We start from the raw sequence: 15,543 nt of genomic DNA on the forward strand, positions 1-15,543 counted from the left end.
CTATCATGAAAAAAAGTCAAAAAACGGGTGGCCTCATTGCAATGATTGCCGCAGCTCTCTTTATTGATTTTACTGTTTTATTTGGTTCTAATCTTAGTTGGGGACCCAAGTTAGTTATTGCTGGTATTTCAGTGTTAGGTCAGATTGTAGCTATTTGGGGCTGGCTACATATGAAACCATGGCCTCATAAGAGTCAGAAAGGTAAGGGAAAGACTATTTTTGACTTGTCTGCTAAGCTATACACGATGCTTTTGTTTGCAGCAACCATTTTTTATACAGTAGGAATTTGGGTTGCGACCCCAAGCGAAGGATCCAGTATTAAGGAATGGATTTTGGGAGTTGGCCTCGTTATTGAAGCGATTGTATTTGGTTTTTTCTCTTTGAAAAATGTCAAGGAAACTCCAGACGAACGCTTCTATGCTAATCTAGCTAAGGCAGCTAGCTTGATGTTTGTTTTTATAATAGGCGCACTGATGATCCTAGCAGTTATCATTGGGTACATGGGTTCTCTCACTCTTTACATGGGCCAGATCTTTATTAGCATAGCTGCCTTGATTTGCATCTTTGCGGTTGTCTATCTTATCTTAGAACGGAGAGGATAACCGTGGCCAAAGAAAGCAAGATTATCACCAATCTCAAATATATCCGAGAATCCAAGGGTATGACCCAGCAGGAGCTAGCCGACCGCATCGGCATGAGGCGAGAGACAATTCTGCACTTGGAAAATAACCGCTACAATCCTTCGCTGGAAATGGCTCTCAAAATTGCTCAAGTCTTCAACTTGAAAGTAGAAGACCTCTTTGAACTCAGACAGAAAGAGGAGGCATAATTCTTTTTGAGACCTAGTATTAAGTTTGTTGTTCAGCTAGGGCTTGAAACAAAAAGAAAAATCCTTTGAAACATTGATTTCAAAGGATTTTTGTTATATAAATTACTTAACTTCTGTAAACACAACGTGCTTGCGAAGTTTTGGTGAGTATTTCTTTAATTGAAGACGGTCTGGTGTGTTACGTTTGTTTTTAGAAGTAAGGTACAAGCGTTCACCAGATTCTTTGTGTTCAAGTGTAATATTTACGCGCATGGTATCTCCCCTCTATTATTCAGCTGCAGCAGCTTTAGCAATCTTACGTCCCTTGTAGTATCCTTTAAGTGATACACGGTGAGAACGTGAGTAATCTCCAGTAGTTTCGTCAAAGGTTACAGATGGAGCTGTTACTTTGTAGTGTGTACGACGTTTGTTTTTCTTCGCTTTGGAAGTGCGACGTGCAGGTACTGCCATTGTTTGTTTCTCCTTTTAGTTTATGAATTCGATTCAATTTGATGATTTTCATCAACTTTAACAGTATAACAAAACTTTTTTGTAAAGTAAAGTTACTTGACAGATTTTTTCTTCTTTTTGAGAAAAAACTGAGCTTCTAGTTGTCATCTTTCTGCTTGAGAGGAAAAAGTTTCAAATTCGCCTCCATATTTTCCTAATCTTCTGAAAATTTAAAAATTTTCCTCTGTAAAATACAGCATAAGTGTGGTATAATAAAGCACAAAGATTACTGTAATGAAAGGGAAAGCTATGACAGATAAGGATATTCGTCACAGAAGTAAGATTTATGACAGTATGGTTAAATCTCCTAACCGTGCCATGCTTCGCGCGACGGGGATGACTGATAAAGATTTTGAAACGCCTATTGTTGGGGTGATTTCCACTTGGGCGGAAAATACACCCTGTAACATCCACTTGCATGACTTGGGCAAGCTGGCCAAGGAAGGTATCAAAGCAGAGGGCGCTTGGCCTGTTCAGTACGGGACTATTACGGTTGCGGACGGGATTGCCATGGGAACGCCAGGGATGCGCTTCTCTCTGACCTCACGCGACATCATCGCAGACTCCATCGAGGCTGCTATGGGTGGGCATAACGTGGATGCCTTTGTAGCTATCGGGGGCTGTGATAAAAATATGCCAGGCTCTATGATTGCCATTGCTAACATGGATATTCCTGCTGTCTTTGCCTACGGTGGAACGATTGCACCAGGCAATCTGGACGGCAAAGACATTGACTTGGTTTCCGTATTTGAAGGAATCGGGAAATGGAACCATGGTGACTTGACAGCTGAGGAAGTACGACGCATTGAGTGTAATGCCTGCCCTGGCCCTGGTGGCTGTGGTGGTATGTATACGGCCAATACCATGGCGACGGCTATTGAAGTTCTGGGCATGAGTCTGCCAGGATCGTCTTCTCACCCTGCTGAGTCCAAGGACAAGCAAGAGGATATCGAAGCAGCTGGCCGTGCTGTTGTGAAAATGCTGAAAATGGGGCTGAAGCCGTCTGATATCTTGACACGTGAAGCCTTTGAAGATGCAATCACGGTGACCATGGCTCTAGGTGGTTCTACTAATGCTACTCTGCACTTGCTGGCCATGGCTCACGCGGCCAATGTTGAGCTGACGCTTGATGACTTTAATGTCATTCAAGAGAAGGTGCCGCATTTGGCTGACTTGAAACCATCCGGTCAGTATGTCTTCCAAGACCTTTATGAGGTTGGTGGGGTGCCGGCTGTGATGAAGTATCTCTTGGCGAACGGCTTTCTGCATGGCGATCGCATTACTTGTACAGGTAAGACGGTGGCAGAGAATCTGGCAGAATTTGCTGATCTGACACCAGGTCAAAAGGTCATTATGCCGCTTGAAAATCCAAAACGTGCAGACGGTCCGCTTATCATCTTGCATGGTAATCTGGCTCCAGATGGTGCTGTTGCTAAGGTTTCTGGTGTTAAAGTACGCCGTCACGTTGGACCGGCTAAGGTCTTTGACTCAGAAGAAGCCGCTATTGATGCGGTACTGGCCGATGAAGTGGTCGATGGCGATGTGGTTGTAGTTCGCTACGTTGGACCAAAGGGTGGCCCTGGTATGCCAGAAATGCTGTCACTTTCTTCTATCATCGTAGGGAAAGGTCAAGGAGACAAGGTAGCCCTTCTGACCGATGGTCGCTTCTCAGGCGGTACTTACGGCTTGGTTGTCGGACACATTGCTCCAGAAGCCCAGGATGGTGGCCCGATTGCCTATCTTCGTACAGGCGATATGGTCACGGTTGACCAAGACACCAAGGAAATTTCCATGGCGGTCTCTGATGAAGAACTGGCGAAACGCAAGGCAGAAACGACTATTCCACCGCTTTATAGTCGCGGGGTACTTGGTAAATATGCTCACATGGTATCCTCTGCCGCTAAAGGTGCTGTTACTGACTTCTGGAAACCAGAAGAAACCGGTAAAAAATAGCTTATACTTATATATGATAAAAGAACCCGCTAGAAAAACTAGCGGGTTTGGTGTTTTTATTTTAAATGCTGATAAGTTAATTATCTTCTTATCTAGGACTGATCCCCAAGGCAATGCGGCCGAAGCGGCTGATACGGGTGATTTTCCAAGCAGGAGACCAAGTAACCTCAACAGAGGCACTTTCAATCTCATCAATTTTCTTAAGAGAGTCCATAATGGCGATGGGCAGACTCTCAGCACAGTCGCAGGCTGTATCAGTAAAGGTCATAACAACCTTGCAGTGGCCGTTTTCGTCTAAGTTAATTTCATAAATCAACCCTAAGTTATAAACATCCAACTCTACATCCGGATCGTAAATACGCTCGAGCTTCTCCACCAATTTATCCTGAATGGCAGCTGCTCGATCATTGATTTTGATATCGTCTCTCATGGCTATCCCCTTCTATTCTGAGTTGAATTGTTTTTATTTTCTCACAATTCAGACTTTTTTTCAAGCTATTTTGGAACATGAAAACGGATTTAGTTCTTCCAAACGAAAAATCCCTTTCGGGCTCCTCAAAATGGTGGACTTATGATAGAATATAAGTACTAAAGAAGGCGGAGGTCAGAAGATGAAATTACAAAAACCTAAAGGAACTCAGGACATTCTTCCTCAAGAATCAGCCAAGTGGCAGTATGTAGAAGACTTTGCCCGCAAGACATTTAGAAAATACAATTACGGCGAAATCCGCACGCCGATTTTTGAGCACTATGAGGTCATCAGCCGCTCGGTCGGGGATACGACAGACATCGTGACTAAGGAAATGTATGACTTCTATGACAAGGGCGACCGCCATATCACGCTGCGTCCAGAGGGAACAGCGCCCGTGGTGCGTTCTTATGTGGAGAACAAGCTTTTTGCTCCTGAAGTGCAAAAGCCTGTCAAAGTCTACTATATGGGCTCTATGTTTCGCTATGAGCGGCCTCAGGCTGGCCGTCTGCGGGAGTTTCACCAGATTGGAGCAGAGTGTTTTGGATCTAGTAATCCTGCTACAGATGTAGAAATGATTGCCATGGCGGCTCAATTTTTCAAGGATATTGGCATTACCAATGTCAGCTTGGAGCTTAACTCGCTGGGGAATCCTGAGAGCAGAGCTGCTTACCGTCAGGCCTTGATTGATTATCTGACTCCACTGAAGCCTAACCTATCAGCAGATAGCCAACGTCGCTTGGAGGAGAATCCGCTGCGCGTGCTGGATTCTAAAGAGCCCGAGGACAAGGCGGCTGTAGAAGGTGCACCGTCTATTCTGGACTATCTGGATGAGGAGAGCAGTACCTACTTTGCTGCTGTTCGCTCCATGCTGGAGACCCTGCAAATCCCTTTTGTCATCAATACCAACATGGTCCGTGGCTTGGACTACTATAATCACACAATTTTCGAGTTTACGACAGAGGTGGCTGGCAGTCAGCTGACCATTTGTGCTGGCGGCCGTTATGATGGGCTGGTGGCTTACTTTGGTGGCCCTGAAACGCCAGGTGTTGGCTTTGGTATGGGCTTAGAACGTTTGCTTCTCGTACTTGACAAGCAAGGAGTAGAGCTGCCGATTGAAACCGCTCTGGATGTTTATGTAGCGGTTCTAGGACCTGGTGCCAATGGCAGAGCTTTGGAGTTAGTGCAGGCTCTCCGCGCACAAGGGTTTGCGGCAGAGAGGGATTATCTCGACCGCAAGCTCAAGGCTCAGTTCAAATCAGCGGATATCTTTAGAGCCAAAACTCTTATCACCTTGGGTGAAAGCGAATTGGAGAGCGGTCAGGTGACTGTTAAGAACAATCATAATCGTGAGGAGATTATTGTTAGCCTAGACCAAATCCAAGAAAACTATCAGCTTATTTTTGAGAAATTGGGGTTTTAAAGGCTTGAGTCCAACAATCGAAAATGCTATAGTATCAGGCGTTCGAGCGAACTTGGTTGACAACATGTCAATATATTTTCTAAAAAAATATCTTTAAAAGCTTGAAACATAAAGTGATTATTGATATAATGTACCCGTTATATAAATTTGCTAAAGGAGAAACAACTATGGCACAAATTAAATTAACTCCAGAAGAACTTCGTCAATCTGCAAACAGATACACTGAAGGTTCTGAAAATGTAACTCAAGTTTTGACTACATTGACTAATGAACAAGCAATTATTGCTGATAACTGGGATGGTTCTGCATTTGATAGCTTTGAAGCACAATTCAACGAATTGTCTCCAAAAATCAAAGAATTTGCACAATTGCTCCAAGATATCAATGCTCAGTTGATTAAAGTTGCTGACATCGTTGAGCAAACTGACCAAGATATCGCTGCACAAATTCACTAATTTTGTTATAACGGCTTTAGGAAGGCAAGAGCCTTCCTATTTTTGTAAAGATTAAAAATGAAAAAATGGCAGTTTCTTTCATGTTTGATAAGAAAATCGCTGCAATGTAAAGGCAAGCTCTGACAATCTGAATCAATATCTGAATTAGACTGTTAGAGCTGTTTGTGTCTTTCTGTGTGCTTTTTTATGTAACAATAAACTAAAAAATTTAAAAAGAAAAAGAAATTTACATCCATGGGAAATAAAAAATTACTTAAGTATATAGGAAACGTTGTTTTGGTTATTGCCTTGCTGGCTGCTGTAGTGACGCTGAATGTCGCAGTGCAGAAGAATACAAGCAGTGCTAGAGACAGCAAGATCAAAACAGATCAAAAGACTAAGCTGAATGTCGCGGTCGTCAATGAAGATCGGGCTGTTAAGGTTGACAAGAAAGAGTACAATCTTGGTGCTAGCTATGTCAAGAATCTGGAACGAGATGATTCTCAAAACTGGTATATTGTGACGCGTGGAGCTGCGGATACTGGTCTCGAAAATGGCAAATATCAACTGGTCGTAACGATTCCAAGTGACTTTTCAGAGAAGGTGCTAGATGTTAATGCTATCAGTGCAGATCGGACAATCGTCACTTATAAGGTCAATGCTGCTGGAAATCAGCAGATTGAAAATGAAGCTAATAATCTAGCTAAGGATATTATCGCGGATTTGAATAGCCAATTGGTTGATATGTATATGGCTAGCATCCTGAGCAATCTTTATACAGCCCAGCAAAATGTGCAGGCTAGTTCAGAGGTGCAAATTACCAATATTGGCAATTATCGAACCAACTTGTTGGAGTCTGCTATTGGGTCTAAGAATATCTTCCCAACGTTGGTTAGTATGTCTGCCTCATCTGTCGAAGCCAATAATTCTCTGAAGACGACTCTGGAAACTTATGCTAAGGCTTTTGATGACTTGGATAACTCTCAAGCCACTTATGGCAAGAATTTTGATAGTCTTCTCAAACAGCGAGTTAGTGACCAAACTAGTTATGAAGAATTTATGACCCAGCTGATTGAGATGGATCGTCAGCTTTTGGCAAATGAAACTGAGACGCTTTATAATAGTTTGAGCGAATCGCAACAAAAATTGACTGCACAGCTTGAACTTGCCAAAAAACAATCTAGTGATGATTCAGACGATAATAATAATCAGCCAAATCAAAATCAATCTGATAATGTCAGCAAGCAACTAGAGCAGTTGGAAGCTGCCTTAAAAGCAGAACGTGGGCAATTAGATGTCCATAAACAACAGATTAAGGACTTTGTTGATAATAAATTAAGGACCTACTATGGTGTTGAAGAAGGAAAGCCTATTACTCTTAGCGCAGTGTTAGGAGATGCTATAACAAGCTATGATGCTTCTTTGAAGGCACAAATAGCTGAAGCAGTAAAAGCTTTGCCAGCTTCTCAACCAACAGAGGTGAAATTCGGATTGCCTGTTCCTGCTCTTGACTATTCAACCATTTCGCAATTTGGAACACCACAAGGAAATGGAAGTGCTGAGTTAGACAATCTGGCAGCTGCTGCAGAGAAAGCGGCTAGCTCTACAGCCAGCCCAGTTAATAGCCAGGTTGGAAAGGCTACTTTGTCAGTCACTCCACCAACAGGTGTAACAATTAAAACTATTACATACAATGGCGAAACAGTAGCAAATGGGCAAGAAATTAATTTAGCTGAGGGGGCTAATTTTAATGTGCAGTTCAGTGTAGCTAATGATGCTGCAGCCACTTCAGTTGACAGCTCAATTGATATTTCTCTGAATGGTATTAAGGTTGCAAGTGCGCCGGTGAATGTAGAGGATGCACAAAAAGCGGCAGCGGCATATGGAGCTAAAGTACAAGAGATTTCTTCTGCCTATCAACACGTTATGTCTTTAATCCAAGCTTATAATTCTTTTGATGAGTTAAAAAATAAAGATATGTCTGAATCTTTATCTACCCTTTTGATAAATGCTATTAATTCGAATCTAGATAGCTATCAAAATAGCTTGTCTAAAAGTAACGATGGTAAGAGTCAAGGGGTTAAAGAAACCTTGGATGAAACGATTAATAACTTGAAAAACAAGATAGAAGACGTCAAAGGGACCAATTCAGAACTCGCAACTGAGATTGATAAACAGCTCAATCTTTACAAAGATGTACGAGAGAAATTGAAAGGCATCTCAACTTCTCGGGAAACTTCTACTGATGCACTGAAAAAGACAGACACTGATTTGTCATCTCTGAATTCAGAATTCTCATCCTTGCTGTCTTCGACTTCTGGCGTTAAGTCTTCTTCACAGACCAATGTGCAGGCAGCTGATAGTGTCAACCAGATCTTCAGCAGCTTCAATCGTGAGCTGGAAAATGCACAAGGAACGACAGAGAAATTGTCTGCGAATGCTGAAAGCTTGATGGGACAATTCAATAAGGAATTGGAAGACAATGGCAACTTTGTGGAATCTTTTGTCAAGGTTCTGAATAATGCCTATGAGAATGGGGTTCCTAATGAAGTATTGCTGGACTTCCTATCTAATCCAGTTGCTCAATCTTCTTCATCTGTTAAAGCGACTGTCAATGTTTACCGTCCATTTACTTGGATCCTCTTGTTGGAGATTGTCAGTCTGTTTACGGCCTATCTCTTTGCAACGCAAAATATTGTGCGCAAGGTTAAAGACCGCTTTAAGCTTAATAAGCTACAAGATACAGATATTACGACTGTGGGCATTCTAGGCTTCCTGTCTCTGACGATTGGGCTAGTTATTGGGATTGTCTCCAGCATGCAGCTTCACATCGGCAAGGAATATGTTCCATCTTGGGTCTTGTTGATTGTGGTTGCTAGCTTTGTCTTGATTCAGGGGCAGTATTTGTTCCTCAAGCATCTGCGCGTGATGGGTATGGGATTAGCTTTCTTCATGATTATCAGCTTTGTCTACCTATCTAATGCCATTGGTACGACAGCTAGCTTGACTGGCTTCCCAGCCTTTATCAAGAGCTTGAATGCCTTGTCTGTGCTAGAAGGCATGCTGTCAGGTTACTTTGACGGCAAGACCGCTGGCTTCTTTGCCATCTTTGGTCTGATTGTCTTGCTGGCTCTGCTGGTTGCAGCTAATATCTTTATCAAGACTAGAACATTAAAAACTGAGGAAGTTTAAAAGAGTATGAAAAAAATTCTGTTTTTATTCCTACTCCTAAGTTCGTTTGCGGTGACGGCTGTTGCCGCAGATGAGCTTAAGGATAATCGTCTGCAGATAGATAATTCGCGGATTGAAAAAGAGCAAGAACTGAACTTTGGTGCACAATCGGAAGGCACCAAGTCTCTTTTCGTTGCTGAGAATCAGGAAAAAATTCAGGAAATGAAGCAGTATCAAAATAAACAGTTGGCCACAGAAGCGGGACAACTGTTTTCTGCTATACAGGGGCCGACGGATATTTACCATTCCAAGGAGCTTTTTCAGCCGGGAACGGAAAAATTGTCCAAGTTGCAGACGAGTTTGAAAAGTGATGATGAAAGCAGCTGGGATGATTTTCTGCCAGGAGTAGTCTACTTTGTAGCAGCCGTACTCTTGGTCAGTATGACTATCTTTGTCAGCTATCGTATCAGTAAGGGAGAAGTATAAGATGGAAGGACATATCAACATCACCCTCCGTTTGCGGTATAAGGACGTGGATATTCGCATTCCTAAGCGGATTGAGGTCCGTCGCTTCATTCGGGAGATTGATCAGATTTTCAATATCGAAGGAAAGCGCCATAAGTATCAGCTGCGGATTATTAACAAGGGGTTGATACTGGATGAGGGCAAGGTTTTGGCTGATTATCCAGTCACAACGGGAGATTTAGTAGAGATTGAGGAGATTTAAGGTGACTGAGGAAAAATTTGTATTTGCTGAACAAGAGTTTATCTATGAAAAAAATGACAAGAATTGGAGCCTAACGTTGAAGCGTTCGGACGTGGCAACGCAGGATTTGCGGGAGCTCTTGCTGTTGGACCTGCACCATCCGCTTTTCTTGGAGCAGGAGACTAAGGCTGACCATGATAGTGTCTATTTCACCTATCAGATTGAGCCTTTGGGGCTGTCTAAGGAAGAGATTGAAAAGCGCACGCTTTCTGAGCGGATTCGTCTGGCTCTCAATGTTTTTGCTCTGGAAGCGGCACTGGAATTGCCGGTGACTTTTTTGCTGCATCCTAGCAATCTCTTTATTACCAAGGATGCACAGGCGAAGATTGCTTACCGCGGAGTTCCCGGCATCATGACACCTCAGGCTATTTCTCGGGAGGACTTTTTGCGGCAGGCCAAGTGCTTTGCAGTGACTCTCTTTGCAGATTTGGACTTTATGGAACTTTACAAGGGCTCGTTGGAGCTAGAAACTCTGCCAGATTTCCTAGTGGAGCTGCGTGAGGCTGAGAGTCTGGAAGATGCGGTTGCTGTTTTGGAAAAATCCTATCAGGAAAAGGCTGCAGAAGAAGCAGAGAAGCAGACACTGGTCTCCAAGCGCCAGCATAAGATTTTCAAACTGGCGACCATCTGGCTGACAGCAGCTGTTGTGATTTTGACCATTCCTTTGATTTATTTGATTTTCATACAGAATCCTTTCAAGGAAAAGCTGTTACAGGCGGATACTGCCTTTATCAAAGTGGACTACAGCAAGGTCATCGATGAGCTGGAGGGAATTTCTCCTAAGAGCTTGCCGAATACACAGAAATATGAACTGGCCTACTCTTATATCCAGGGCTTGGAATTTTCTGATGATCAACGTAAGGTCATCCTGAACAATGTCACACTAAAATCAGATGATTTGTATCTCAATTACTGGATTCAAGTTGGACGTAATGATTTTGAAGATGCTTTGGATACAGCCAAACGAATTAATGACTCAGATCTGATTATCTATGCCTTGACGCAGGAGATGAAAAAGGTACGTGAGGACGATAGTTTGTCTGGTAAGGATCGGGAGACTAAGCTTGAGTCCTTAGAAGGCGAGTATAAGAAGTACTGGGATAGCCGTAAGGAGCTTTTGACTGGTGATTCTAGCTCAAGTGCTTCTGGCGAGGAAGGTTCTTCAGGAGCAAGCTCTTCCTCCAGCAGTGAAGCGTCGTCTAGCAGTAGCGCGAAGGAGTAAGTATGAGCAAGACAATCATCATCTATACAGACCATCTGCGCTATGAGCTGCAGCTGACAGAGGACAAGAAAGTTCTCCTAGCAGCGAGTGAGAAGGCTCAGCTTTACCTGCCTCATCAGGAGACTCCTATCCAGCTTCAGTTAGCTGAAGGGCAAGTCTTTTATCAAATGGGGGAAGAAACGGGAGTCGTAACTGACGGTCTGACCTTGGGCAATCTGACCTTGTATCAATCTGATTCAGAACCGGCTGTTTATGACCTATTGGACAGAAAAGAGTTACTCATCAGCGACCAGAGGGGAGCAGCTATCAGTCTGGAAGCGCCTTTGAAGTTGCTCTTGAAGCGAACGAATGATTCTTGGATTTTGACCAAGATGCGAGGTCAAGTCTACCTCAATCACGTTGAGTGGACAGGAGACCAAATCCAGCTGGAAGCCGGCGACGAGCTAAGCTTGGAAAGTATTTCTCTCAAGGTCTATCCAGAAGAAATCTGGGTGACAGGTCCGGCTACGGTCAGCTCTAGTCTGACCTTGCGGGGGGCTTCTCGCCATGGTTTTTATCCAGACTATCCAGACTATCACCGCTCGCCGCGGATTATCTATCGGAGCTCAGAGGACAAGATTCAGATTGCTCCGCCAAGCAAGGAACCTCAAAAGCCTAATGATGAGCTCTTGAGACTGATTGTGCCGCCACTTCTCATGGTTGGGGTGACGGTACTGATTACACTGGTTCAGCCGCGGGGAATTTATATCCTCGTTACAGTTACTATGTCAATCGCCAGTGCAATCTTTTCGGTTCGCGGTTTCTTCAAAAACCGCAAGAAGTTCAAGGAAGACAAGAAAGAGCGCATCGATCTTTATCACCTCTATCTGAAAGACAAGGCTATTGAGCTGAATAAGCTGGAGCGTGAGCAGCGTGATGGCATGCTTTACCATTTCCCAAACATTAACGAATTAACGGGTCTGGTGACAGACTACAGTCACCGCATCTACGAGAAGACACCGCTCCACTTTGACTTTCTCTACTACCGCTTGGGGCTTGGCCAAGTGCCGACCTCCTATAAGCTGACCTACGGTCAAGAGGAGCGGAGCGGAAAGAAAGATGCGTTGGAAGAGGAGGGCTATGCTCTCTACACTCGGCATAAGAAAATTCCCGATCTTCCTATCGTGGCTAATCTCAGCCATGGGCCGGTCGGCTATATCGGTCCGCGCAATCTGGTCCTAGAACAGCTCCAGCTCTTGGTCATGCAGTTAGCGGTCTTTCACTCCTACCACGATGTGCAGGTAATTACCATCATGCCAGAGGAGGAGCGCGACCAGTGGGATTGGCTGCGCTGGCTGCCGCATGCGACTCTGCAAGAGCTGAACGTCCGTGGCTTTGTCTATAATCAACGGACGCACGATCAGGTCCTAAACAGCCTCAACCAAATCCTGAAACTGCGCAAGGCGCAGAAGGAAGAAGCGACTCGGCAGGAGACGACACTCTACAGTCCTCACTATGTGGTATTGGTCACAGATGAAAAGCTGATTCTCGACCATATCATCATGGAGTTCTTTACTGAGGATCCGACGGACCTGGGCTGCTCACTCATCTTCGTGCAGGATGTGATGAGCTCGCTGTCTGAGAATATTAAGACGGTTGTCAATATCAAGGACCGCAACACTGGTCAGCTGGTCATGGAAGAGGGAATCCTCAGAGAAATTGACTTCCGCTTGGATCATTTCCCAGAAGGCTATGACAAGGAGCGAATTGCTCGGACCTTGGCGCCGCTCAATCACCTGCAGAATCTCAAAAGCTCAATACCTGATACCGTGACCTTTATGGAGATGTATGGGGCAGAGACTTTCTCGGACCTGCAAGTTTTGCAAAAGTGGCAACAGAATGCGCCTTATAAGAGCTTGGCAGTGCCTATCGGCCTGCGGGGTAAGGAAGACCTGGTCTACCTCAACCTGCATGAAAAAGCTCACGGACCGCACGGGCTGATTGCCGGGACAACCGGATCAGGGAAGTCAGAGACTATCCAGTCCTATATCTTGAGTCTGGCTGTCAACTTCCACCCGCACGATGTGGCTTTTCTCCTCATCGACTACAAGGGTGGGGGAATGGCCAACCTCTTCAAGAACCTGCCCCATCTCTTGGGAACCATTACCAACTTGGACGGGGCCCAATCTATGCGGGCGCTGGCTTCCATCAATGCGGAGATTCACCGCCGGGAGCGGCTCTTCAGAGAGTTTGAAGTCAATCATATCAACCAATATCAAAAGAAATTTAAGAACGGGGAAGCAACTGAACCCCTGCCCCATCTCTTCCTCATCTCGGATGAGTTCGCAGAGCTCAAGGTCAACCAGCCTGACTTTATCAAGGAGCTGGTATCCATCGCTCGGGTCGGGCGTTCCCTCGGGGTCCACTTGATCCTGGCTACTCAGAAGCCATCTGGGGTGGTAGATGACCAGATCTGGTCCAACTCTCGCTTTAAGCTAGCACTTAAGGTAGCAGATCGGACAGACTCGATGGAAATGCTTAAGACGCCAGATGCGGCGGAGATTACCCAGACTGGACGAGCCTATCTGCAGGTCGGCAATAATGAAGTCTATGAACTCTTCCAGTCAGCTTGGTCAGGGGCAGACTACCAGCCGGATAAGGATGAGATGGGAATTGAAGACCATACCATCTACCTAATCAACGACCTAGGCCAATACGAAGTGCTCAATCAAGACCTGTCAGGTCTTGACCTAGCCGAGGATATCAAGGAAGTACCGACAGAGCTGGAGGCCATTGTCAGTCAGATCCAACTACTGACAGAGAGCCAGCAGATCCCACCGGTACCACAGCCATGGCTGCCACCGCTCAAAGAGCGGATGACCCTGCAGGAGCTGGAACCGATTCAGCCGCAGGAAGCCTGGGAGCAAAAGAAGCCGGTCTCCGTCCTTCTGGGGATGGCGGATATCCCGCAAGCGCAGAAGCAAGAACCTGTCTCTGTCAACCTGTCCAAGGATGGGCATATCCTGCTCTACGGAAGTCCTGGTACGGGGAAGACAACCTTCCTGCAGAGTGCGGCCATGGACTTGGCTCGCAAGTTCAGTCCCAAAGATGTCACGCTCTACCTGATGGACTTTGGGACCAATGGTCTGGCACCACTGGGGCAATTGCCGCAGGTGGCCGATACCCTGCTTTTGGATCAGACGGAGAAGATTGCCAAGTTTGTACGCATCATGGAGCGGGAGCTCAATCGGCGTAAGAAGCTCTTGTCTGACTACGGTGTTGGGACCTTGGAGCTCTATCGTCAGGCTAGTGGTCAGCAAGAACCGGCTATTGTCATCTTACTTGATAGCTATGAATCTATGAGGGAAGAAGCTTATGAAGCGGAGCTCTTCAAACTTTTAGTGCGAATCTCCCGTGAAGGTCTCAGCATCGGTGTTCACCTCCTAGTGACAGCGGGGCGTCAGTCTAACCTTCGGGCGCAGTTCTATGCCAACTTCAAGCACCAGCTGAGTCTGCCGCAGAATGATGTAGGAGAAGTCCGCTCGATCGTGGGCTCTACCCCTCTTGCGGCGACCATGGAAGACATCAAGGGTCGGGCGCTCATGAAGCGTGACGAGGTTGATGTCATCCAGCTAGCTTTACCAGTAGCGGGTGCTAATGATGCACAAGTCCTCAACAACTTGCGTCAGGAAGTCGCTTCTCTCCAAGAAGCTTGGACTGGACAACGCCCAAGTGCCATTCCGATGGTACCAGAGGAGTTGACGGAGGCGGACTTCTATAGCCGGGCTAGTGTCCAAGCTGCTTACGAGCAAGGTCTCGTACCTCTGGGACTGGATATGGAGACGGTTGAACCAATTACTTGGAATCTATCTAAGGGTAATCTTCTCTACTTGACAGACAAGGAAGAGCAGATGAGTGCTTTGACTGAGCAGATTGCACGAGGAAAGCAGAAGGTGATTGTGCTAGCGCCGAAGTATCATAATCTGCCTGAGATGGAGGGAGTTCAAATTATTTCGACTTCAGAAGAATCTGTAAAATCTCTTGTGGCAATAGAGCAGAGAGTTCAAGAACGATTAGAAAAGCAAGAACGAGGACATGTAGTAACGCTAGTTGTATATAATTTAACAGAGTTAGTCGAAGAATTAGGAATGGATGCGCTTGAAAGTCTAGCATATATTTTAGAAAAAGGGCTTCGAACTGGCTATGGTTCCGTTGTGATGAGTTCGCCTCAACTTACCAAACATATTGATGCAGCGTCTAAGCTTGCTCGTGCTTATAAGCAAGCTATTATAGCAATGCGATTGAGCGATCAATCAGTTTTAAGTGTTGTAAATAGAGTGGTTCGTGAGGCTCAATTAGGAGAACAGGAACACTATTATATAGCAGACGGTTTAGCAAATAAAATAAAAGTATTAATGGCATAGGAGGAAAAATAAAAAATGGGGAAAGCAGCTATACAAGCAGAGATTAATGCAAAAAATGATGCATTATCCGCTCTAAGTGGGAAAATAGAAGAATTAGAAGCGAGCAAGAGTGCATTGACATCTTTTTCTACAGATGTAAAATATGTACTGGAGAATCATGAACATATAAAAGCAACTTATTATCTGGCTGGTACTCCTTATCTACAAGAAACAAGAGCTGAGGAAGGGATTGTCAGAGAAGTTGGGCAGTCATTCTCTGGAAAAAAAGAAGAGATGATTGAAAAATTAGCCACAAAAATTGCAGCTTTAGAGCTTGAAAAGTTATCAATAGGAACCTCTATTAAGCTTCTTGAAGTTCTTAAAGACATTACGAAGGAGGACTAA

At 44.9% G+C, this 15,543-nt stretch carries 14 protein-coding genes; 11 read left to right on the forward strand and 3 right to left on the reverse strand.

What is annotated here, in order from left to right:
* Nucleotides 1-5 precede the first annotated feature (5 nt).
* Complete coding sequence (locus tag QZ169_RS01980; protein ID WP_295504560.1) at nucleotides 6-602, forward strand: DUF3796 domain-containing protein; 597 nt, start codon at nucleotides 6-8, stop codon at nucleotides 600-602.
* A 2-nt stretch (nucleotides 603-604) separates the two neighbouring features.
* Nucleotides 605-829 carry a helix-turn-helix transcriptional regulator gene (locus QZ169_RS01985; RefSeq protein ID WP_125380116.1) on the forward strand — a complete coding sequence of 75 codons (225 nt, stop codon included), beginning with the start codon at nucleotides 605-607 and terminating at the stop codon, nucleotides 827-829.
* A gap of 102 nt (nucleotides 830-931) precedes the next feature.
* Here the strand turns inward: QZ169_RS01985 and rpmG are convergent, their stop codons facing one another.
* Complete coding sequence (gene rpmG, locus QZ169_RS01990; RefSeq protein ID WP_001265622.1) at nucleotides 932-1,081, reverse strand: 50S ribosomal protein L33; 150 nt, start codon at nucleotides 1,079-1,081, stop codon at nucleotides 932-934.
* A gap of 15 nt (nucleotides 1,082-1,096) precedes the next feature.
* Complete coding sequence (gene rpmF / locus QZ169_RS01995) at nucleotides 1,097-1,279, reverse strand: 50S ribosomal protein L32 (RefSeq protein WP_008809991.1); 183 nt, start codon at nucleotides 1,277-1,279, stop codon at nucleotides 1,097-1,099.
* A gap of 288 nt (nucleotides 1,280-1,567) precedes the next feature.
* Here rpmF and ilvD point away from each other — a divergent pair, with 288 nt between their 5' ends.
* Nucleotides 1,568-3,271 carry a dihydroxy-acid dehydratase gene (gene ilvD, locus QZ169_RS02000; protein ID WP_023917059.1) on the forward strand — a complete coding sequence of 568 codons (1,704 nt, stop codon included), beginning with the start codon at nucleotides 1,568-1,570 and terminating at the stop codon, nucleotides 3,269-3,271.
* Between the two features lie 88 nt (nucleotides 3,272-3,359).
* Here ilvD and QZ169_RS02005 read toward each other — a convergent pair whose 3' ends face one another.
* Nucleotides 3,360-3,701, reverse strand: a complete 342-nt coding sequence (locus QZ169_RS02005) for a metal-sulfur cluster assembly factor (RefSeq protein WP_002899327.1) — start codon at nucleotides 3,699-3,701, stop codon at nucleotides 3,360-3,362.
* 181 nt (nucleotides 3,702-3,882) lie between these two features.
* On the opposite strand from QZ169_RS02005, the gene hisS reads away from it, so the two are divergent.
* From hisS to QZ169_RS02045, 8 genes are all read left to right on the forward strand, one after another.
* Entirely contained in the window at nucleotides 3,883-5,163 is a 1,281-nt protein-coding gene (gene hisS / locus QZ169_RS02010) for a histidine--tRNA ligase (protein ID WP_295504565.1), read from the forward strand.
* Between the two features lie 167 nt (nucleotides 5,164-5,330).
* Entirely contained in the window at nucleotides 5,331-5,618 is a 288-nt protein-coding gene (locus QZ169_RS02015) for a WXG100 family type VII secretion target (RefSeq protein ID WP_009659211.1), read from the forward strand.
* Nucleotides 5,619-5,852: 234 nt separating this feature from the next.
* Nucleotides 5,853-8,789 carry a type VII secretion protein EsaA gene (gene esaA / locus QZ169_RS02020; RefSeq protein WP_295504567.1) on the forward strand — a complete coding sequence of 979 codons (2,937 nt, stop codon included), beginning with the start codon at nucleotides 5,853-5,855 and terminating at the stop codon, nucleotides 8,787-8,789.
* Between the two features lie 6 nt (nucleotides 8,790-8,795).
* Nucleotides 8,796-9,254 (forward strand): type VII secretion protein EssA, encoded by a 459-nt coding sequence (gene essA, locus QZ169_RS02025; RefSeq protein ID WP_295504568.1) that lies wholly within the window; start codon nucleotides 8,796-8,798, stop codon nucleotides 9,252-9,254.
* 1 nt (nucleotide 9,255) lies between these two features.
* Complete coding sequence (locus tag QZ169_RS02030; RefSeq protein WP_295504569.1) at nucleotides 9,256-9,495, forward strand: EsaB/YukD family protein; 240 nt, start codon at nucleotides 9,256-9,258, stop codon at nucleotides 9,493-9,495.
* A 1-nt stretch (nucleotide 9,496) separates the two neighbouring features.
* Entirely contained in the window at nucleotides 9,497-10,756 is a 1,260-nt protein-coding gene (essB, locus tag QZ169_RS02035) for a type VII secretion protein EssB (RefSeq protein WP_295504572.1), read from the forward strand.
* A 2-nt stretch (nucleotides 10,757-10,758) separates the two neighbouring features.
* Nucleotides 10,759-15,159 carry a type VII secretion protein EssC gene (essC, locus tag QZ169_RS02040; RefSeq protein WP_295504576.1) on the forward strand — a complete coding sequence of 1,467 codons (4,401 nt, stop codon included), beginning with the start codon at nucleotides 10,759-10,761 and terminating at the stop codon, nucleotides 15,157-15,159.
* A 15-nt stretch (nucleotides 15,160-15,174) separates the two neighbouring features.
* Nucleotides 15,175-15,543, forward strand: a complete 369-nt coding sequence (locus QZ169_RS02045; protein ID WP_072073220.1) for a DUF5082 domain-containing protein — start codon at nucleotides 15,175-15,177, stop codon at nucleotides 15,541-15,543.

The organism is uncultured Streptococcus sp. (genome assembly GCF_905372115.1).
Lineage (GTDB): Bacteria > Bacillota > Bacilli > Lactobacillales > Streptococcaceae > Streptococcus.

Excerpts from the sequence above, each read along its gene's own strand:
- essA (WP_295504568.1), top strand. The coding sequence starts at position 8,796 with ATGAAAAAAATTCTGTTTTTATTCCTACTCCTAAGTTCGTTTGCGGTG.
- QZ169_RS01980 (WP_295504560.1), top strand. The coding sequence starts at position 6 with ATGAAAAAAAGTCAAAAAACGGGTGGCCTCATTGCAATGATTGCCGCA.
- QZ169_RS02030 (WP_295504569.1), top strand. The coding sequence starts at position 9,256 with ATGGAAGGACATATCAACATCACCCTCCGTTTGCGGTATAAGGACGTG.
- esaA (WP_295504567.1), top strand. The coding sequence starts at position 5,853 with ATGGGAAATAAAAAATTACTTAAGTATATAGGAAACGTTGTTTTGGTT.
- ilvD (WP_023917059.1), top strand. The coding sequence starts at position 1,568 with ATGACAGATAAGGATATTCGTCACAGAAGTAAGATTTATGACAGTATG.
- rpmG (WP_001265622.1), bottom strand. The coding sequence starts at position 1,081 with ATGCGCGTAAATATTACACTTGAACACAAAGAATCTGGTGAACGCTTG.
- essC (WP_295504576.1), top strand. The coding sequence starts at position 10,759 with ATGAGCAAGACAATCATCATCTATACAGACCATCTGCGCTATGAGCTG.
- rpmF (WP_008809991.1), bottom strand. The coding sequence starts at position 1,279 with ATGGCAGTACCTGCACGTCGCACTTCCAAAGCGAAGAAAAACAAACGT.
- QZ169_RS02005 (WP_002899327.1), bottom strand. The coding sequence starts at position 3,701 with ATGAGAGACGATATCAAAATCAATGATCGAGCAGCTGCCATTCAGGAT.
- QZ169_RS02045 (WP_072073220.1), top strand. The coding sequence starts at position 15,175 with ATGGGGAAAGCAGCTATACAAGCAGAGATTAATGCAAAAAATGATGCA.
- hisS (WP_295504565.1), top strand. The coding sequence starts at position 3,883 with ATGAAATTACAAAAACCTAAAGGAACTCAGGACATTCTTCCTCAAGAA.
- QZ169_RS02015 (WP_009659211.1), top strand. The coding sequence starts at position 5,331 with ATGGCACAAATTAAATTAACTCCAGAAGAACTTCGTCAATCTGCAAAC.